This window comes from Vagococcus teuberi, assembly GCF_001870205.1.
Classification (GTDB): Bacteria; Bacillota; Bacilli; order Lactobacillales; family Vagococcaceae; genus Vagococcus; species Vagococcus teuberi.
Genome location: NZ_CP017267.1, coordinates 901,550 through 921,257, shown reverse-complemented (window position 1 = coordinate 921,257; position 19,708 = coordinate 901,550). Strand labels below are relative to the sequence as shown.

At 34.5% G+C, this 19,708-nt stretch carries 15 protein-coding genes and 1 riboswitch; of the genes, 2 read left to right on the top strand and 13 right to left on the bottom strand.

Translation table 11 applies throughout. The features are described 5' to 3' along the window. Positions 1-45 precede the first annotated feature (45 nt). Positions 46-1,491: an amino acid ABC transporter substrate-binding protein/permease gene (locus tag BHY08_RS04425; RefSeq protein ID WP_071456726.1), complete on the top strand. Its 1,446-nt coding sequence runs from the start codon at positions 46-48 to the stop codon at positions 1,489-1,491. After that, positions 1,492-2,229 carry an amino acid ABC transporter ATP-binding protein gene (locus BHY08_RS04420; protein WP_071456725.1) on the top strand — a complete coding sequence of 246 codons (738 nt, stop codon included), beginning with the start codon at positions 1,492-1,494 and terminating at the stop codon, positions 2,227-2,229. Between the two features lie 50 nt (positions 2,230-2,279). Here the strand turns inward: BHY08_RS04420 and BHY08_RS04415 are convergent, their stop codons facing one another. The 13 genes from BHY08_RS04415 to BHY08_RS04355 all read right to left on the bottom strand — a co-directional run bounded on the left by BHY08_RS04415 (position 2,280) and on the right by BHY08_RS04355 (position 19,605). After that, on the bottom strand, positions 2,280-4,355 hold the full coding sequence (locus BHY08_RS04415; RefSeq protein WP_071456724.1) for a DNA topoisomerase 3: 2,076 nt from the start codon (positions 4,353-4,355) through the stop codon (positions 2,280-2,282). Then, entirely contained in the window at positions 4,276-4,662 is a 387-nt protein-coding gene (locus BHY08_RS04410; RefSeq protein WP_071456723.1) for a DUF1033 family protein, read from the bottom strand. Before BHY08_RS04410 ends, BHY08_RS04415 begins: the two co-directional genes overlap by 80 nt. Positions 4,663-4,799: 137 nt before the next feature. Next, entirely contained in the window at positions 4,800-7,442 is a 2,643-nt protein-coding gene (gene mgtA / locus BHY08_RS04405) for a magnesium-translocating P-type ATPase (protein WP_071457826.1), read from the bottom strand. A 383-nt stretch (positions 7,443-7,825) separates the two neighbouring features. Next, positions 7,826-7,998, bottom strand: a riboswitch (M-box (ykoK) riboswitch). Positions 7,999-8,053: 55 nt separating this feature from the next. After that, on the bottom strand, positions 8,054-9,181 hold the full coding sequence (gene mnmA, locus BHY08_RS04400; RefSeq protein WP_071457825.1) for a tRNA 2-thiouridine(34) synthase MnmA: 1,128 nt from the start codon (positions 9,179-9,181) through the stop codon (positions 8,054-8,056). Between the two features lie 156 nt (positions 9,182-9,337). Further along, positions 9,338-9,679 (bottom strand): cysteine desulfurase, encoded by a 342-nt coding sequence (locus tag BHY08_RS04395; protein WP_071456722.1) that lies wholly within the window; start codon positions 9,677-9,679, stop codon positions 9,338-9,340. A 58-nt stretch (positions 9,680-9,737) separates the two neighbouring features. Further along, complete coding sequence (locus BHY08_RS04390) at positions 9,738-10,886, bottom strand: cysteine desulfurase family protein (RefSeq protein WP_071456721.1); 1,149 nt, start codon at positions 10,884-10,886, stop codon at positions 9,738-9,740. 36 nt (positions 10,887-10,922) lie between these two features. Further along, positions 10,923-12,455, bottom strand: a complete 1,533-nt coding sequence (gene cls, locus BHY08_RS04385; protein WP_071456720.1) for a cardiolipin synthase — start codon at positions 12,453-12,455, stop codon at positions 10,923-10,925. A gap of 65 nt (positions 12,456-12,520) precedes the next feature. Beyond that, a complete protein-coding gene (locus BHY08_RS04380) occupies positions 12,521-13,369 on the bottom strand; it encodes an aldo/keto reductase (protein ID WP_071456719.1) in 849 nt (282 codons plus the stop codon). Between the two features lie 31 nt (positions 13,370-13,400). Further along, entirely contained in the window at positions 13,401-14,801 is a 1,401-nt protein-coding gene (locus tag BHY08_RS04375) for a DUF1958 domain-containing protein (protein ID WP_071456718.1), read from the bottom strand. A gap of 119 nt (positions 14,802-14,920) precedes the next feature. Then, entirely contained in the window at positions 14,921-17,347 is a 2,427-nt protein-coding gene (pheT, locus tag BHY08_RS04370; protein ID WP_071456717.1) for a phenylalanine--tRNA ligase subunit beta, read from the bottom strand. A gap of 6 nt (positions 17,348-17,353) precedes the next feature. After that, positions 17,354-18,400: a phenylalanine--tRNA ligase subunit alpha gene (pheS, locus tag BHY08_RS04365; RefSeq protein ID WP_071456716.1), complete on the bottom strand. Its 1,047-nt coding sequence runs from the start codon at positions 18,398-18,400 to the stop codon at positions 17,354-17,356. Between the two features lie 301 nt (positions 18,401-18,701). Next, positions 18,702-19,028 (bottom strand): winged helix-turn-helix transcriptional regulator, encoded by a 327-nt coding sequence (locus tag BHY08_RS04360; protein ID WP_071456715.1) that lies wholly within the window; start codon positions 19,026-19,028, stop codon positions 18,702-18,704. Positions 19,029-19,104: 76 nt separating this feature from the next. Then, positions 19,105-19,605 carry an HD domain-containing protein gene (locus BHY08_RS04355; protein ID WP_071456714.1) on the bottom strand — a complete coding sequence of 167 codons (501 nt, stop codon included), beginning with the start codon at positions 19,603-19,605 and terminating at the stop codon, positions 19,105-19,107. Between the last annotated feature and the right edge of the window lie 103 nt (positions 19,606-19,708).

The window sequence follows — 19,708 nt, the reverse complement described above, 5'->3', positions numbered from 1 at the left end:
TTTTTTAAATTATAATGAAAAAAATAGAAAAAAAGGAGAAACTTTATGAAAAATAAATATTCTTTATTTTCATTCATAGCTTTACTTGCCTCTTTAGTTGTTTTAGTTTTTGGAGTCAATGTCAAAGCAGAAGAAAAAACATACACAATTGGGACTGATTTAACCTTCGCTCCTTTTGAATACCAAAATTCAAGCGGAACATATATTGGGATTGATGTTGATTTAATCAATGCTATCGCGAAAGATCAAGGATTCAAAGTGGATTTAAAACCTTTAGGATTTGATAGTGCGGTACAAGCTGTCCAATCAAATCAAGCGGATGGTATGGTTGCTGGTATGAGCATTACCGAGGAACGAAAAAAATCATTTGATTTTTCTGATCCTTATTTTGATAGCGGTATTTCAATGGCTGTTAAAGAAGGAAATAACTCAATCAAAAGTTATGACGATTTAAAAGGAAAAACAGTCGCTGCAAAAGTTGGAACTGAAAGTGCGACTTTCTTAGAAAAGAATCAAAAAAAATATGGTTATACAATCAAAAACTTTGATGACGCCACTGGACTGTATAAATCATTAGAAAATGGCGAAGCTGTTGCAATATTTGATGATTACCCTGTTTTAGGATATGCCATTACAAATGGGCAAGCTCTTCAATTAGTTGGTGAAAAAGAGACTGGTAGTGCCTATGGATTTGCCGTTAAAAAAGGGCAGAATCAAGAATTATTGGAAAAATTCAACGCTGGTCTTAAGAATTTAAAAGCGTCTGGCGAGTACGACAAAATTATCAATAAATATATTTCAACTGGTAAAGATACAAGTACAGAAGAAACCGTTGTTGACGAAACAAGTTTTGCTGGTTTCTTAAAAAACAACTGGAAAAGTTTACTCGATGGACTATGGATGACAATTAAGTTAACTCTAGTATCATTTGTTTTAGCACTTATTATCGGTATCTTAATTGGATTATTTAGTGTTTCACCATCAAAAGTGCTACGTCTTATCGCAACAATCTATGTGGATATTATTCGTGGTATTCCACTTATGGTGCTAGCTTTCTTCATTTACTTTGGTATGCCAGGGATTTTAGGTTTTAATATTCCTGTCTTCTTAGCTGGTATCATCACACTAACATTAAACTCAAGTGCCTATCTATCAGAAATCGTACGTGGTGGGATAAATGCTGTTCCTAAGGGTCAAATGGAAGCCTCTAGAAGTTTAGGTCTTTCGTATCATCGTGCAATGCAAAAGATTATCTTACCTCAAGCCATTAAAATCATGATTCCATCATTTGTTAATCAATTTGTTATATCTCTAAAAGATACAACCATTCTATCATCAATTGGTTTAATTGAATTACTTCAATCAGGTAAAATTATTGTGGCACGAAACTTACAAAGTACGATGGTTTACTTTACTATCGCATTGATTTATTTGATTTTGATTACAGCATTAACAAAATTAGCAAAAGTTTTAGAAAAGAAGGTGAACTAATTGGCTGAAAAAATATTAGTTGAGCACTTAGTAAAAAAATATGATGAACACACTGTATTAAACGATATTAATGTTTCTATCAAAAAAGGCGATGTGGTCTGTATCATTGGCCCATCAGGTTCTGGTAAAAGCACGTTTCTTCGTTGCTTAAATCAATTAGAAGAAATTACGAGTGGAAATATTATCGTGGATGGAACTAATTTGACTGACAAAAATACTAACATCAATAAAGTTCGTCAACATATTGGAATGGTCTTCCAACATTTCAATCTATTTCCTCATTTAACCATTTTAGAAAATGTGACCCTCGCTCCTGTTGACTTGGGTAAATTATCTAAAGCTGAAGCAAATGAAAAAGCAATTAGTTTACTTGAATCAGTTGGCTTAGCTGATAAAAAAGATAGCTACCCAGACTCTTTATCAGGAGGACAAAAACAGCGTGTTGCCATTGCCAGAGCATTAGCCATGAATCCTGATATTATGCTCTTTGATGAGCCAACCTCCGCACTTGACCCAGAAATGGTAGGAGACGTACTAAACGTTATGAAAGATTTAGCTGAGCAAGGAATGACAATGGTGATTGTCACTCATGAAATGGGATTTGCTAAAGAAGTGGCAAATCGTGTGATGTTTATTGATGGGGGTAATTTCTTAGAGGATGGTTCACCTGAACAAGTCTTTGAAAATCCTCAACATGACCGTACAAAAGACTTCTTAAATAAAGTATTAAACATATAATAAAAAGGAATGACAGTAAGGTGATAAACCTTGTGTCATTCCTTTTTTTACTAGTCTTCTTTCATTGCTGCTTTTAAAGCTGCCGCAAGTGGGCTTTCCATCTCTTCTGCTTGGTTGTATTTTTTAATCAATTTTCGCTCTTCATGTTTCGAGATTTTTTTCTTACCTTTTGAGCCACTTTGCATTTTTTCTGTGTATTGACAGCCACCGCACTTGAAATATGATCCATTTTTATTTTCTAATATCATCATTTTCTTTTTACATTGCGGGCAACGCTTATTGGATACTTTTGGATCTTTACGTCGTTTGTAATGACAAGTCTCACTGCTACATACATAGATTTTGCCATCTCTTGTATTTTTTTCTTTTAATTGGCTACCACAATCAGGACAGGTTTTATTGGTTAATGAATGATCGACATACTTTTCTTCACTCATTTTAATTTCTTTAACTAATCGAGTGGTTTCTTTTTCAATGTCTTTTATAAATACTTGATGTTTAAGATCACCATTCGCAATTTTTTCTAAAGAAAGCTCCCATTGTTGTGTCAGCTCTGGTGTGACAAGTGATGGATTCACTAATTGTAATAGTTGTTTTCCTTTTGCTGTAACCACTAAACAATTGGTTTGACGTTCAATTAAATCTGAACTGATTAATTTTTCAATAATTTCGGCACGTGTTGCGGGTGTTCCTAAATTATGTTTTTCCATTTTTCCAAGTAACGTTCCCTCTGATAATGGATTTGGTGGAGTTGTCAGTTGTTTATTAATCTTATAAACTACTTTGATTGCTGTTCCTTTTTTAAAGACAACAGATTGTTTAGCTGCTTCTTCAACTTGTTTCCATCCAGTTTCAAGGACACGTTGTTGCTTAAAAACAAAGGTTGATTGGTCTACTTTAGCTGTAATTGTTTCAATAGATACTTTATACGGCGGTAAAAATAAACCTAAGAAACGTTCTACAATCATGCGATAGATTTTCACCTCATCGTTGTCTAATTTTTCTAGGCGAGCCGATTGTTCTGTTGGAATCAATCCATGATGATCAGTTACCTTTGCATTTTGGAACACTTTTTGCTGTTTTACTACTGCACCATCTTTAACAAGTCGTTTCACTAATTCTGGTGACATTTGAGTAACAGCAGTCAAACGTTCTTTCATCGTTGATTTCATGTCGGTCGTCAAATGTTTCGAATCAGTTCGTGGATACGTGACAATTTTATGCGTTTCATATAAACGTTGAATAATTGACAGTGTTTTTTTAGCAGAATATTGATAACGTTGGTTTGCTTCACGCTGAATTTCTGTTAAATCATAAGGAAGTGGTGCGTACTCTGTTTTTTCCTTCACTTGAATCTCTTCAACTATTAACGATTTTCCATCAAATGATGCGACTAAATCTTCTAATGCTTGTCTCTCTTTATACTGTCTAGGATTTTTTAATTGCAAATGTCCTATGACACCATCATATTCAGCGTCTAGCGTAAAATAGGTTTCCGGTCTAAATTTCTCAATGACTTCTTCTTGTTGTCTAACCATCGCAAGAGTCGGTGTTTGAACACGTCCTGCTGATAAACTGTCTTTGTATTTTACAGTTAACGATCGTGTCACATTTAACCCAACCAACCAATCAGCCTCGGCACGAGCCACAGCTGAATAATATAAATTATCATACTCTTTACTTGGTCTTAATTGTTTAAATCCTTGTTTAATGGCTTTATCTGTTTGAGAAGAAATCCATAAACGTTTCACTGGCTTTTTGAACTTGACATATTGTAAAATCCAGCGTGCAACTAGCTCTCCTTCACGTCCTGCATCCGTTGCGATAATGGCTCCTGATACGTCTTTACGATTAGCTAATTGACTAATTGCTTTTAATTGCGGACGTGTTTTAGGTAGTGGTTTTATCCCTACTCGTTCAGGAATCATTGGTAAGGTATTCATGTTCCACTCTGCCCAATCTTTGTTATAATCTTCAGGCATCTTTAAGCCAAGCAAATGACCTAAAGCCCAAGTCACGATATATTTATCGCCCTCGATATAATTTTTAGTTTTCTTGGTTGCCCCTAGCACTTTGGCTAAATCTCTGGCAACACTTGGTTTTTCTGCTATTACCAGTTGCTTCATCTGAGTTATTATCTCCTAAATCTAATTTTTTGTACTCACTTACCAGCATTAATCCTCTGTATGCTTGTAAATCTTCATCACAGTCTTCACAATATACGTATTCTTCATCGTTCCAAAAAGCGACTAAATAAGGATCTTTGCATTTTACTTCTTCGTAGTCTTGTTTTAATTGATCATATTGTTTCATAAATGCTTTTTCTGCATCATGAAATTTATCAAAAACCTCTTCTGATTTTATATTTTTTTCCCATTCTTCAAAAAACCACCAAGGCTCATCTTCACTATAAGTCTGAATAACTTGATACATCTATTTGTCCGCCCTTCTTTTACAGTTTACTTATAGACTATGTGAAAATATCTAAATTGACAAATCTTACGACTTATCTATTTTATCTTGTTAAAAAAAAAGAAACAAGTTCTCACTCGTTTCTTTTTAAATTTCTATTATAATAACTCACCAAAACGGTTTACATAGATTTTTTTAACAACCATTACAAGCATTAGATATGCAACGATAGTCAGTGCTAAATAAATCCAGTATTGCCCTGGTAATGGCATCAATCCTAAATCTTGACCAAACGCTGTAAATGGTAAGAATGAACCAATTGCAATACCGATAGACGTAATCGTTGTTAAAATAAATGATGCTCTACTTTGAATAAATGGTAATTTTGGTGTTCTTAATGTATGAATAACTAATGTTTGAGACCATAATGACTCAACAAACCAACCAGCATGGAATACTGCGATAAACAATGCTTGTTGTTCAGCTCCTAATGTGTGATATGAGCCACCCACCACTGCTGGACAAATGACAAAATACATTAAAGCATACGTAGTAATATCAAACACTGAACTTGTAGGTCCAAGCCACTTCATAAATGACCCAATACGGCTTGCATCCCATTTTTTAGGTTCTTCTAAATAATCGGCATCCATATTATCCCATGGAATTGACATACAAGAAATATCGTAAATTAAATTCAAGAATAGCAGTTGAATTGGCAACATTGGTAAAAATGGTAAGAAAATACTTGCCACAACAACTGAGAACATATTACCGAAGTTTGAACTTGCTGTCATTTTGACATATTTCATAATGTTACCAAACGTTGTACGTCCTGCTAAAATACCTCGTTCTAACACCATTAAGTCTTTTTCTAATAGAATAACATCTGCACTTTCTTTAGCAATATCAACGGCTGTATCTACTGAAATACCCACGTCAGCTTCTTTCATAGCAGGTGCATCATTGATACCATCACCCATAAAGCCAACAGTGTGACCTGCATCACGTAATACTTTTACTAAACGTGTTTTTTGAGACGGTGTTAATTTAACAAAAATATTGTATTTTTCTGCAATGACTTTTAATTCCACATCATTCATGTGAGAAATCTCAGAGCCTGTAATTAACTCCTCATCTTCTAATCCGACTTGTTTACACACAGATTTAGTGACTAAAGCATTGTCCCCTGTTAATACTTTAACACCGACACCATGTTCTTTTAATGCTTTTAAAGCGTCTTTCGTTGTTTCTTTTGGTGGATCGAGGAATGCAAGGTACCCAATTAATACCATGTCGCTTTCGTCTTTGACAGAAAACTCACCAACTACACTTGGATTTGTTTTTTGAGCAACCGCAATCACACGTAATCCATCTTCATTTAACTCATCAACTGTTTTTAAAATAGTTGATTTGATTTCTTCTGTTAAAGGAACCACACTACCACGGTAGTCAACATAACTTGATACGTCAAGCATTTCTTCAACGGCACCTTTTGTAATCATTTGAGTTTTTCCAAACGCATCTTCAATCACCACACTCATACGACGACGTTGGAAATCAAATGGAATTTCATCAACTTTTTTATACGCATTGACATTCATATTTAACTCTTCTTCAGCTGATTCTATAATTGCTTTATCCATTAAGTTTTTTAAACCTGTTTGATAATAACTGTTAAAGAATGCATGTCTTAATACTCTGTCGTCTTCTTTTCCATCAACATCTAAATGATACTCTAAAATGATCTTGTCTTGTGTCAAGGTTCCTGTTTTATCCGTACACAATACATCAATTGCACCAAAGTTTTGAATAGAGTTTAAATTTTTAATGATAGTGCCTTTTTTCGCCATTGTTGACGCACCTTTTACAAGGTTCGTTGTCACAATCATCGGTAGCATTTCAGGTGTTAATCCTACTGCAACAGATAGACCAAAAAGAAATGCTTCTAACCAATCACCTTTTGTTAAACCATTAATCAGGAATACAGTTGGTGCCATGACCAACATGAAACGAATTAATAACCAAGATGTTTTTGAAATCCCCACATCAAAACTAGTAATCGTGTGTTTTTCGGACACATCTTTCGCGATTTGACCAAATAATGTGCCATTTCCAACAGCAATAACTAAACCTATTGCACTACCACTTACTACGTTACTTCCCATAAATGCAATATTTTCATAATCTGTTTCTGTGTCTTTGTTTCTCATAGTAAATGTGTCTTTTTTTTCAACAGGATAACTTTCACCAGTCATAGCAGCTTGTGAGACGAACAAGTCTTTTGTACGAATCAATCTAACGTCTGCTGGTAACATATCTCCTGCTGATAATTTAATAATGTCGCCACACACAATTTCTTCAATAGGTAACTCAACTTCCTCACCTTTTCTAAGAACCGTCGCTGTGACTTTTACCATATTACTTAATTTTTCAGCCGCATTATTTGACTTAACTGACTGAACAAGTGTCATTGTGCCACTTAACAACACCATTGCTACAATAATCAATACGCCAGTTAAATCTTTTTCATCAGCTGGAACAATCACATAATCTGTAATAAACGAAATAATAGCTAAAGCTAATAATACGGTAGTAAACGGTGTAAAATATGCTTTTAACACTTCAATAATAAAGGGTGTTTTCTTTTTATGTGAAATAACATTTTCACCGTACTCATCTCTTAATACTTCTGCCTCATTGTTATTTATACCACTAAGACTTGTTTTAAATGTTGAAAATAATTTATCAATACTAGTTTGTGCAAAAAATTTGTAGTTTGCTACTTCTTTTTTTTCCATTGTTGTAACCTTCTTTCCCACGTGTTGTGTCCATAAGAAACACCCGATCATAAAAAAGAGTATGCCACTCATATTTGTATGAATCATGTGTATTCCCCCTTTTTATTGGGTCCTATTGAGAAGTGGTTACAAGCTATCAACTTATCTCTCTGAGGTAGAAACAGATAGATAATAATAAACTTTTTTTATTTCCCACTCTTCATGACCCTTGTAACTTCGACCGTGACTACTATCTTCCATGTGTTTCCATCTCCTTTGTTTGTTATTTTTTATAAGAATAATAGTTTTAAAAAAACAGTTACCCCTCCTTTGATTGATTAGAAAACGCAAAAAACCTTCCGTCCAAAACTCGACGAAAGGCATAAAGACACATTTAATAAACTTGTGAGATCCAATCGTTGAGTTTTAGCACTATACAACGTAAAAGTTACAAAGAACTTTAGCTACGTTAAAGAAAACCTTATATCGATCATCTCTGTTATACCCATTGGCGTCTCTCGACATTTTTGGGCAGTAGCCTATGTTTGTATAGGAGCCTCACCTAACTAATCTATTTTTCTTACACACAGAACTATATCGTATTAAAAACGTTCTGTCAACACCTTTTTTAATTAAATGTACTGACGTTGTTTATCTTCATAAAACGCCACATCGATTAATCCGCCACCTAAACATTCCATCTCATCATAAAAAACAACGGCTTGTCCAGGTGTAATTGCTCTCACTGGTTCATCAAAATAAACGGTTGCTTGCGTTTGATCATCTGACAATACAACACGTACACCAATATCTTGTTGTCTGTATCTAAACTTAGCTGTACATCTAAATTCTTTTGGTTTTGGTGTATCAACAGTAAAATGTACTTCACTTGCTTCAAGGTGTGTTGAATACAAATTTTCATGATGAAATCCTTGTCCTACATATAAAGTATTTGTTGATAAATCTTTCCCCACAACAAACCACGGTTCACTCGATTCACCTTGACCTCCACCGATTCCTAATCCTTGTCTTTGACCAATGGTATAGTACATTAATCCAGCATGATCACCTTTAATATCACCATCTAACGTGATCATTTTTCCAGGTTGTGCTGGTAAATATTTCCCAAGAAATTCTTTGAAATTCTTTTCACCAATAAAACAAACACCTGTTGAATCCTTCTTTTTAGCAGTTGCAAGTCCAGCTTTTTCGGCAATCTCACGAACTTCTTTTTTCTCCATATGTCCAAGTGGAAACATTGTTTTAGATAATTGTTCTTGAGAAAGTTGACTTAAAAAGTACGTTTGATCTTTATTTTGGTCTACCCCACGTAACATGTGAGATGTTCCTGTATCATCACGAACCACTTGAGCATAGTGACCTGTCGCCACGTAATCAGCACCAAGTTGCATGGCATAATCTAGAAAGGCTTTAAATTTAATTTCTTTGTTACACATGACATCAGGATTTGGTGTTCTACCACGTTTATATTCAGCTAAAAAGTATTCAAATACACGGTCCCAATATTCTTTTTCAAAATTCACAGAATAATACGGGATACCTATTTGATTCGCTACTTTCGCCACGTCTTTGTAATCTTCAGTTGCCGTACAGACACCATTTTCATCCGTATCGTCCCAATTTTTCATAAAGACTCCAACTACATCATACCCTTGTTCTTTTAGTATTAGGGCAGTTACAGATGAATCCACGCCACCACTCATACCGACTACTACTTTAATTTGACTGTTATCTGTCAAACTCATCACCATCATTTCTTTTTATAGATTCTGAAAATCTACTACGATTTGAAGGTCGTATTTTTTTCAGTTATTACATTATAGCGTTTTTGCTTAATAAAATCATCTCTTTGACACAAAAAAAGAACTGCCATAAGACAATTCTTTTCTTTGGGTTTAAGCTTTTTCGATACAATCAAATGACATTAAATCATCCATGATATAATAAAATTGCTCTTGTTTATCTTTTTGATCATCTGATTTAAAAATATTAATCGATTTTAATCCATTTGGCGTTGTCAAAGACATTTTTAATGTTTTCAAGTCTTTTGCCACTGTTATTTTTAACTTTGGACTTTGTTTTGCTTGAGGTGTGATATCTAATGGTCTCACCAATTGTAAATTTCCTGAAGGTGTTGCTTGGAAACCATAATCTTTAAACGTATAGGCTCTTGCCTTTGGATTTATTTTGTACAACTGTGGGCATCCTTCCACTGTTGCTTTTTCTAAGAATGACATACTTATCCCCCTATAAACTTGATACCCTCATTATAATGAATCTGTTTACAAATACCAACTATTTTTTTAAAATTGATTGAACCGTTGATACTAAGGTTTGTGCAAATTCAATAATTTGCATTTCTGTCACCCCATAGCCAAAACTAATTCTGACTGATTCTTTAGTTGCTTTACTGTCGTTTGAATAAATGGCTTGAATAATGCGTGATGGTTTTACATCTCCTGCACTACAAGCAGATCCAATTGATATGGCAAAACCAGCTAAGTCTAAACGAGATAACAAAATGTTATTAGGAACATTTTTAAACCAAATATTTAAAATATGAGGTAATTTATTTTCTCTGTCTCCATTTATCTGATACTCTATCTGTTGCTCATCTAACGCTTCTAAAATAAGACGTTCGAATTGATTATATCGTTCTTTATTTTCAGCTTTTTTCTCAGCTGTAAGAAGTGATACAGCCCTTTTTAAACCGACTATTCCCGCTAAATTTTCAGTCCCAGCACGTCTTTTTTCTTCTTGATCGCCACCTTGTATCAATACAGGAGTTGGTTGACCTGAACGAATATAAGTAAATCCAACACCTTTAGGCCCATTAATTTTGTGAGCTGAAATAGTTAAGTAATCAACCTTTAAATCATCGACATTGATTATTTCTGTTCCAAATGCTTGAACCGCATCTGTATGAAATAAAATATCTTGATCAAAAAGTAATTGACCTATTTCTTTTATCGGATTAAGCGTTCCAATTTCATTATTACCATACATCACTGAAACGAGGATGGTTTCAGGTTTAATAGCTGATGCTAATTGTGTCACACTAATATGTCCTGTTGAATCAACTGGTAAATAAGTAATCTCAAATCCCATGTTTTCTAATGTTTCAAGTGGTTTGATTACTGCTGAATGTTCCACATTTGTTGTGATAATATGATTTCCCTTGTGTTTCATTTGTCTAGAAATATCCAACAACACTGTATTATCACCTTCAGAACCACCACCATTAAAAACGATTTCGCGTGATTGTGCACCAATCGAAGCGGCAACGACATCTCTTGCCATATCTAATTCAAACTCAGCTTGGCGACCAAATTGGTGCACACTTGAAGGATTACCATATATAGTTGACATCACTCGTGTCATCTCTTCTATGACTTCTGGAGCCATTGGTGTTGTTGCGGCATGATCTAAATAAACTGCTTGCATTTTTTTCACTCTTTCATTTTTTATCTCTCTAATTTCTTACAATAGTGGGGCAAAAACAGATAAACATGCTCGCACTACTTTTTTTGGAAACGACACATTTTTTGCTTGCTCCAATGAAATTTGTTGACTTAGTTTTTCAATCTCCATATGATCCTGTAACACAGCATCAACGCCATTTGTTTTATACATCCACACACCACATTCAAAATGCAAGAACAAACTACGGTAATCTAAATTCACCGTTCCAACTGTTGCATAAAGTCCATCTACAACACACGTTTTCGAATGAATAAAACCTGGTGTGTATTCATATATTTTGACACCTGCTTCGATTAATTGTGCATAGTTGGATTTCGTCACAGCATGAACATACCATTTATCCGGTATATGAGGGGTTATAATTCTAACATCAACGCCACCCTTAGCAGCATTACATAACGCTTCCATTAATAAATTATCAATCACCAAGTAAGGTGTTGTAAAATAAACATATTCAGTCGCACGATTAATCAAATTTAAATACACGTTCATCCCGACTGTTTCTCTATCAAAAGGTGAATCCACATATGGTTGATAATAACCATCATTCTCTGGTAATTCTCCAGGAGCATATTCTGGAATAAACTCTTCAATGTTGCTTTCGGTTGAATTCACAAAATCCCACATTGATAAGAATAAAAGAGAAAAGCCCCAAGCTGCTTCACCTTCAACTTTAATCGAATTATCTTTCCAATGACCAAATCTTTCTATCCTATTGATATATTCATCTGCTAAGTTAATGCCACCTGTATAAGCAACTTTTCCATCAATCACGGTAATTTTTCGGTGATTGCGATTGTTAAAAATTGGCGACAATACTGGAATAAATTGATTAAACACACAACATTTAATGCCTTGATCGCGTAACTTTTTATCATAACCATGAGGTAGAGTAAACAAGCAACCAAAATCATCATAAATGAAACGCACATCTACGCCTTCTTTTGCTTTTCTAACCATAATTTCAAGTATTGTATCCCACATCTCACCTTCATGAACAATAAAATACTCCATAAAAATATACTTCTCAGCCTTTTCAAGGTCTTCAATCATCGCTTTGAAAGCTTCCTCCCCCAACGGATAATACTCACTTGTCGTATGCTCAAATAAAGAAGCCTCACCATGTTTGCTAAGATAATTAGACTGAATAATAGCATTTGGGTTCCCATCATCTATCGTCGTTTTAGCAACAGTACTCTCGTTAGCCATTCGCTCTCGTTCTTGAACCATTGCCATCTTCATTTTTTCTTTATTACTGAAACGAACACGACCAAACACTAAATAAATGACTGTCCCAAAAATTGGTATTAACATGATAGGAATAATCCAAGCAATTTTATAGGCTGGATTACTTCGACTATTGATTATTTTTATGATAACCGCACTAGAAATAAGCAAATAGAATGTATAAAAATAGACAAAGTAATTCTGAAATCTAAACACAATAGCAAATAATACACCCAATTGTATCAAGATTAATAAGACTATTAGGACTGCCCTATTCGATATGATTTTTATTAATTTTTCCATCAATCTCTCCCAATCTTTTTGTTTTCTTACTAAATGAAGAAAAAGGCTCTTCACTAGAGAGCCTTTTAAAAGGTAACTTCATCCGGATTTCTTGCAGAACCAGCTTTTCCTTGTAGTGCATCAATTAATCCCATATCAAATTCTGATAACTCAAAGTCAAACAACTCAATATTCTCTTTAATGCGACTTGGTGTTACTGATTTTGGTAATGGTAAAAATCCCTTTTGTAACGACCAACGCAACACAACTTGAGCGACAGTCTTATTATGTGTGTCTGCAATTCTTTCTAACTCTTTTAATTTAAAAATATCTCCTGTACCAAGAGGGCTATAAGCTTCTAAAATAATCCCATTGTTTCTACAATAATCCACGATTTCATGTTGTTGATCACTTGGATTTAAATAGATTTGATTAATCACTGGTTGAATTACAGCCGTTTCTTCTAGTGCTTTCAAATGATGAATTAAAAAGTTAGATACGCCAATACTTTTAATCTTCCCTTCATCCACTGCCTCTTCCATGGCTTTCCATGAACCCGCATTTGCTTCTTTCCAGTTGTCACGATAATCAATTGGATTTGGCCAATGAATCAAATATAAATCTAAATAATCTAATCCTAATCTTTCAAGAGACTCATTAATCGCTTGTTTGGCTTTATCATATGAATGATCATGATTCCATAGTTTCGTGGTAACAAATAACTCGTCACGTGGGATGCCACTTTCTTTAATCGCTTCACCAACACTGGTTTCATTACCATATATCATGGCTGTATCAATATGGCGATACCCTGATTCTAGTGCCGACTTAACTGCTTGTTTAGCAATATCCCCATTTTCTGCTTGCCATGTTCCAAAACCTATTACTGGTATTTTATTACCGTCTTTTAGAGTATAGTAAGTCTGTTCTGTCATCATTACATCCTCCCTCATTTTTACCGACAACTTATCTTCTTCGGCGATATCTATTTCTCGCTTCTAATCTTTTTCGTCGGTTTCTTTTTCTAATATACCATATTATTAAAAATAGTAAAAAAATTAAACCACCAATTAAGCCTGCGATTAATTTCCAGTGTTTTAACATTTTTTTAACAAAACTTGATGAGGTAATTTCGTTTACTGATGAATTAGTTAACACTTTTTTCACGGGATTTTGTTCTTCTTTTTCTTTGTATGTCACTGCAATTTGTGGAATGGTATCTGAAACTCTTTCTAGGCCATTTTCTACCACAATTTTTCCATCATCATTAAGTTTAAGTGTGTAGGCTTCTTCTTTTTTGACTGTATCGAGTAACGGTGATTCTATTGTAATCGTTTTGTCATCAATTTCATGCTCGCCACTTGTTAATAATTCTTTGTATTCATAATGGTTGAAACCGTAATTTAGCATTGCATTAGCAAAGGGATGGCGTTTGTATTCTCCCGTTTGATCTGCCCAATCTCCCACACCTAAAACAATCGCGATAAGGCGTAAATCCCCTTTTTTGGCTGTCATATCTATATTAAATCCACCTGTCGGGCTTGACCCTGTTTTCAAACCATCCACCCCTTCATAGGAATACTCTAAACCAGGTAGGGAATAATTATAGGTATCAAATGTTTCTTCATAAGGTGTTTCACTCATCGTCGTTACTTTTGGCGTATTTGTTATCGTTAATATATCTGGGTATTTCCTCAATAAAAAGTAAGTAAATGTCGCAAGGTCTCTAGCAGTTGTCACATTAGACGCCGTTGTTTGAAGAGTTGATGTATCTACCCCTTCTGCTGCATACATCCCTTGAAATGCACTAATTTCCGCTCCAGTAATATTTACTATTTTAGTGTTTGTCATACCCAATTCTTTAGCAGTGTCATTCATTTTTTGTAACATTAATACGGCATTTGGTTCAACCAAGTCTGCTAACATCACCGTTGCAACATTAGAAGATGGTACTACTGCCATTTTTAATAATTCTTTAACAGGATATGATACACCTAACTGTATTTTATTGTTACTTAGTTGGTAAATTTGTGAAATCGCAACATAACGCTCAGTTGCTTCTACCTCTGTATCAAGTGAGAGTCTTCCTTCTTCTATCGCTTGATACACTAAATAGACAACCATTAGCTTCATGATACTGGCCGGATTGTGTGGTGCATCCGGGTTTTCTCCCCACAAAAATTGACCCGTATTCGCATCTATCAAAACGGCTCCTTTAGGTTTATCGAGTTCATTTACCGTAAAGCCTGACTCTTTGATTAAATCCATCATATTTGGCATCTCTTCAGCTGAAGATTTTGTTGCAAATACAAAACTAAAAAAGACTACTCCCACAAATAATCTTCTCAAATACTTTTTTAATCCCATCCTAATCTCCTTTAATATATTCTCCTGTCTATAATACCAAACTTTCATTCATTTTTCTTTCCTTTTAAATAAAAAAACAATTAGCACATGATTATTATCACATACTAATTGTTTTCATATTATCTTACTTCAATGTTTAACTCTTTAACTAACGCTTTTTCTATTTTGTTCATAACAGAAACTACTTCATCTTCAACTAAGGTTGAGTCATCATTTTGGAATACAAGAGAATACGCAAGAGATTTTTTCCCTTTACCCAATTTTTCTCCTTTGAATAAATCAAATAGATGAATAGATCTTAAGTTTTTACCACCATTTGCTTCAATAACATCAACAATTTGTTGATGTGACACTGTTTCATCAACTAACAATGCAATATCACGTTTGATTGATGGGTATTTACCAACTTCTTTGTATTCATTATCTTCTGGTACAAAATCAAATAGTTTATCTAAGTCAATTTCAACAACATATGTTTCTTTTAAATCCATATCTTTAGAAAGTTTAGGATGGATTTGTCCAACAAATCCAACGCGAGTTTCACCTACTAAAATATCTGCTGTGCGTCCTGGATGCATCTCTTTTAGTGTTTGATTTGGTTGATAAACCACTTCGTTTTCAAGTCCTAAGAAACTAATTAACGATTCGACAATACCTTTTATTGTATAAAAATCAACCACTTCTTGTGATTCTTTCCAGTCTTTCTTACGAGAAACACCTGTCATAGCCATACCCAAATGAGTTGTTTCTTTTGGTAAATCTGATTTGTCATACCAATTAAAGACATGACCAACTTCGTAAAATGCTACACCACTTGCTTTTCTCGCGACATTATAAGAGACATCTTTTAACAATCCATTAACTAAACTTTGACGTAAGACTGAATGCTCTTCACTCATCGGAAAATTAAGTTCAACAATGTCTTCTGAGTTATCTGTATCTAATTTGAATTGGGTAGCAGACTCTGGAGAAGTCAATGCATAACTAACCGCTTCAGTTAGTCCTTTTCCTTCAAGTAATGATCTGATATGACGAATCATTTGTTGTTTAAATGATAATTTACCTGGTAAAGAGGCACCACTTGGCAAAGTAGATGGTAAGTTGTCATAGCCGTAAATACGAGCAACTTCTTCAATCAAATCTGCTGGAATCTTAATGTCCCAACGTCTTAATGGGATTGTGACATCAAATATTTCACCACTTAATGACACATCAAATCCTAATTGTAAGAAGATTTTTTCTACATCCATTGCTGATAACTCAGTTCCTAGTGAATGGTTAATTTTGTCTAAGGTGATTGAAACAGTTGGTTCTGTTGGAACACTTGATTCGACAAGAGCTTCTCCTGTCACAATCGACCCGCCACCAAGTTCAGCCATTAAGCTGGCAGAAAATTCACTAGCTTGACGAATCACTGACCAGTTAATTCCACGCTCAAAACGACGGCTCGATTCACTTGATAAAGCTAGTCTTCTTGCTGTACGACGAACGCGAGTTGGATTAAAAACAGCTGTTTCTAACGCAATCGTTGTGGTATTATTTGTGATTTCGGTATTTTCTCCACCCATTACACCAGCTAAAGCGATGGCTTTTTTACCATTTGTAATCACTAAATCTTCAGTAGTTAATTCTCTTTCAACTCCGTCTAAGGTTGTCAACTCTTCCTTGTCTGTTGCACGGCGAACATAGATTTCTTTTGAATCAAGCTTATCGTAATCAAACGCATGTTGTGGTTGACCAAATAATAATAAAGTATAGTTTGTTACATCGACAATATTATTAATCGGACGAATCCCTTCATTCATCAAACGAGTTTGTAACCACATTGGGCTTTCTTTAATTGTGACATCTTTAATGATTTTCATACCATAAGATGGCACATCTTCTTCATCTTCCAATCTGATTGATACATAACTTTCAACTGGTTCATCTGGATTTTCATTGATTGTCACAGTTGGTAACGTGATATCTTTATCATAAATCGCGGCTACTTCATAAGCCACCCCTAGCATGCTTAAAGCATCGGCTCTGTTTGGTGTGACAGATAATTCAATAATCGCATCATCCATTTCCAAATATGGGAATACTGGTTGACCTGGTACTGCATCTTCTGGTAAGAAATAAATTCCTTCAGCATATTCTTTAGGAACCACACTGTCTGAGTAACCTAATTCTTGTAATGAACAAATCATACCTAAAGACACTTCACCACGCATTTTACCTTTTTTAATTTTGACATTTCCAGTAATACGTGAGTTTGGTAAAGCCACAATCACTTTTTTGCCTGCCGTTATATTTGGCGCACCACAAACAATTTGATACAACTCTTCTTCACCAACATCTACTTGGCAAATTGATAAGTGATCACTATCTGGATGAGGAACACATTCTTTAACGTCTCCAACAACAATTTTTTTCAGTCCTTCTTCAGGAATCACGACATCTTCTACTTCAATACCTGAACGAGACATTTTATCTGCTAATTGATTTACATCAATATCTTTTATATCAACTAATTCTTGTAACCATTTATATGATACTAACATTTATCTCTACCCCTTTACCTTAAATTGTTCTAAGAATCTGACATCATTTTGATAGAAATAACGGATATCATTGACACCATATTTCAACATTGCGACTCTATCAGGTCCTAATCCAAAAGCAAATCCACTGTACTCGTTTGAATCAACACCTGACATTTCAAGGACGCTTGGATGTACAACACCTGCACCTAAAATTTCAATCCAGCCAGTGTGTTTACATACGTTACAGCCTTTACCGCCACATTTGAAACAGCTAATATCCACCTCAACTGAAGGCTCCGTAAATGGGAAGTAACTTGGTCTTAGACGAATATTACGATCTTCCCCGAATAATTTTTTAAGCAACACTTCAAGCGTTCCTTTTAAGTCTGCCATTGTGATGTGTTTATCAACAACCAATCCCTCAATCTGATGGAATTGATGACTATGTGTCGCATCATCACTATCACGTCGGTAAACTTTCCCCGGACTAATCATACGAAGTGGTGCTTTTGAAAAATCATGTTTTTCCATCGTACGTGCTTGAATAGGTGAGGTATGCGTGCGTAATAACATATCATCTGTAATATAAAAAGAATCTTGCATATCACGAGCTGGGTGATCTTTAGGTAAGTTCATTCGCTCAAAGTTATAGTAATCTTTTTCAACTTCATATCCTTCAATAATTTCATAACCTAGACCTAAAAAGACATCTTCAATTTCTTGCATCACTTGCGTTAAAATATGCGGCGTACCAGTACTTGACACTTTACCTGGTAATGTGACATCAATTGTTTCATTTAATAATGCTTGATTAAGTGCTTCTTCTTCAAGTTCTTGTTTTTTCTCATCAATTTGTGTTGATAATACATCTCTAATTTCATTAGCCAAACTTCCCACAACTGGTCGCTCTTCATTTGATAAATCTTTCATTCCACGAAGTATTTCAGTCATACTTCCCTTTTTACCCATTACCTCAACCCGTATATTATTTAAATGGTCTAATGTTTCCACTTGCGCAATTTTTTCGATAAAATCTTTACGTAGTGATTCCAATCTTTCTTTGATTTCCATTTTTTTCATCCTTTCTTAATCCAACAAAAAAAGACACCATCCCTTATAAAAGGAACGATGTCTCGTGGTACCATCCAATTTTTATGCTTAAAGCATCTTTATTTGTTAACGATGATAATAATCACCGGTTTGATAACCAAACAACTAAGGAAGTGAACTTCGTCTAGCTTTTTCACAGTTTGCTTTCAGTCTTTGGCAAACCTCCCTGAGCGAGAAAAATACTAAATTACTCGTTTCCATAAACGTTTTTTACTATATAGCTAAAGTGTACAAGAAATAAAATGCCTCGTCAAGATGATTCTTACATCCACTTTTCTCCCCAATTTTGTACTTCCACCATCACTGGGCGAAGGGACTCACCTTTTTCTGTTAAAGAATAGTCAATGCGTTTTTTTTCAACAGGATGCTCTCGTCTCATCACGATACCTTTTTCTTCTAACTCTTTTAATCGTTCAACTAAAACACGATCACTGACTTCTGGTATTTTATTAGCGAGCTCAACAAAACGTTGCGTACCATCTTCCAATAACACGTCGATAATTAACCCATTCCACTTTTTCCCCAGCATATCAAATGTCTTCTCGAATTTTGGACATAACTCAAATTGTCTCTTTTTACAGGAATTCATACACTGCCCCCTTATAATAACATTTCGTCCATAATTATAGTATAAAACAATAAGCTGACAAATACTATCTGTCAGCTCAAAAATGTACTACTTTTGAATATTCAACTGCTTTTACTTTAACTTTTTTAAACAATGGTTTAATGACTTCTTCACACGCACAGTACTTATCTACTAATGTCACAATATAACTTTCTTTATACTTAGGTGGCGCAATCGTCGCTCCAAACATGTGTTTAACAATAATATCTTCTTCTAATGGAGAAATATCTGTTAATTTCTTGGCATTCTCTAAAGCAATTCTTGGATGAACGTAAGCATGCGAACCTTCCCCCATTTTTGTTTGACGCCAATCATAAAAAAATAAATCATGAAGTAACCCTGCCCTAGCAGTGGCTCTGACATTTCCACCCCATTTTTTGGCTAAACGATAGCTTTTATATGATACTTGAATCGAGTGTTCCAAACGATTTGAGTAATGGTGTTGTGTGTATTCTTTTAAACTTTGAACGTCATCTGTATAGATAAGATCTTTTACAAGCTCTAAATAATCATGATCTTCTTGCCAATTTAATGACATATTTCATCACTTTCTTTCTTAACATTAACTTTTTATGTATTAATGATAACAATATATCAGTAAATTTTCAAAAATTATATCAAAAATCGTCACTTTAATAAAT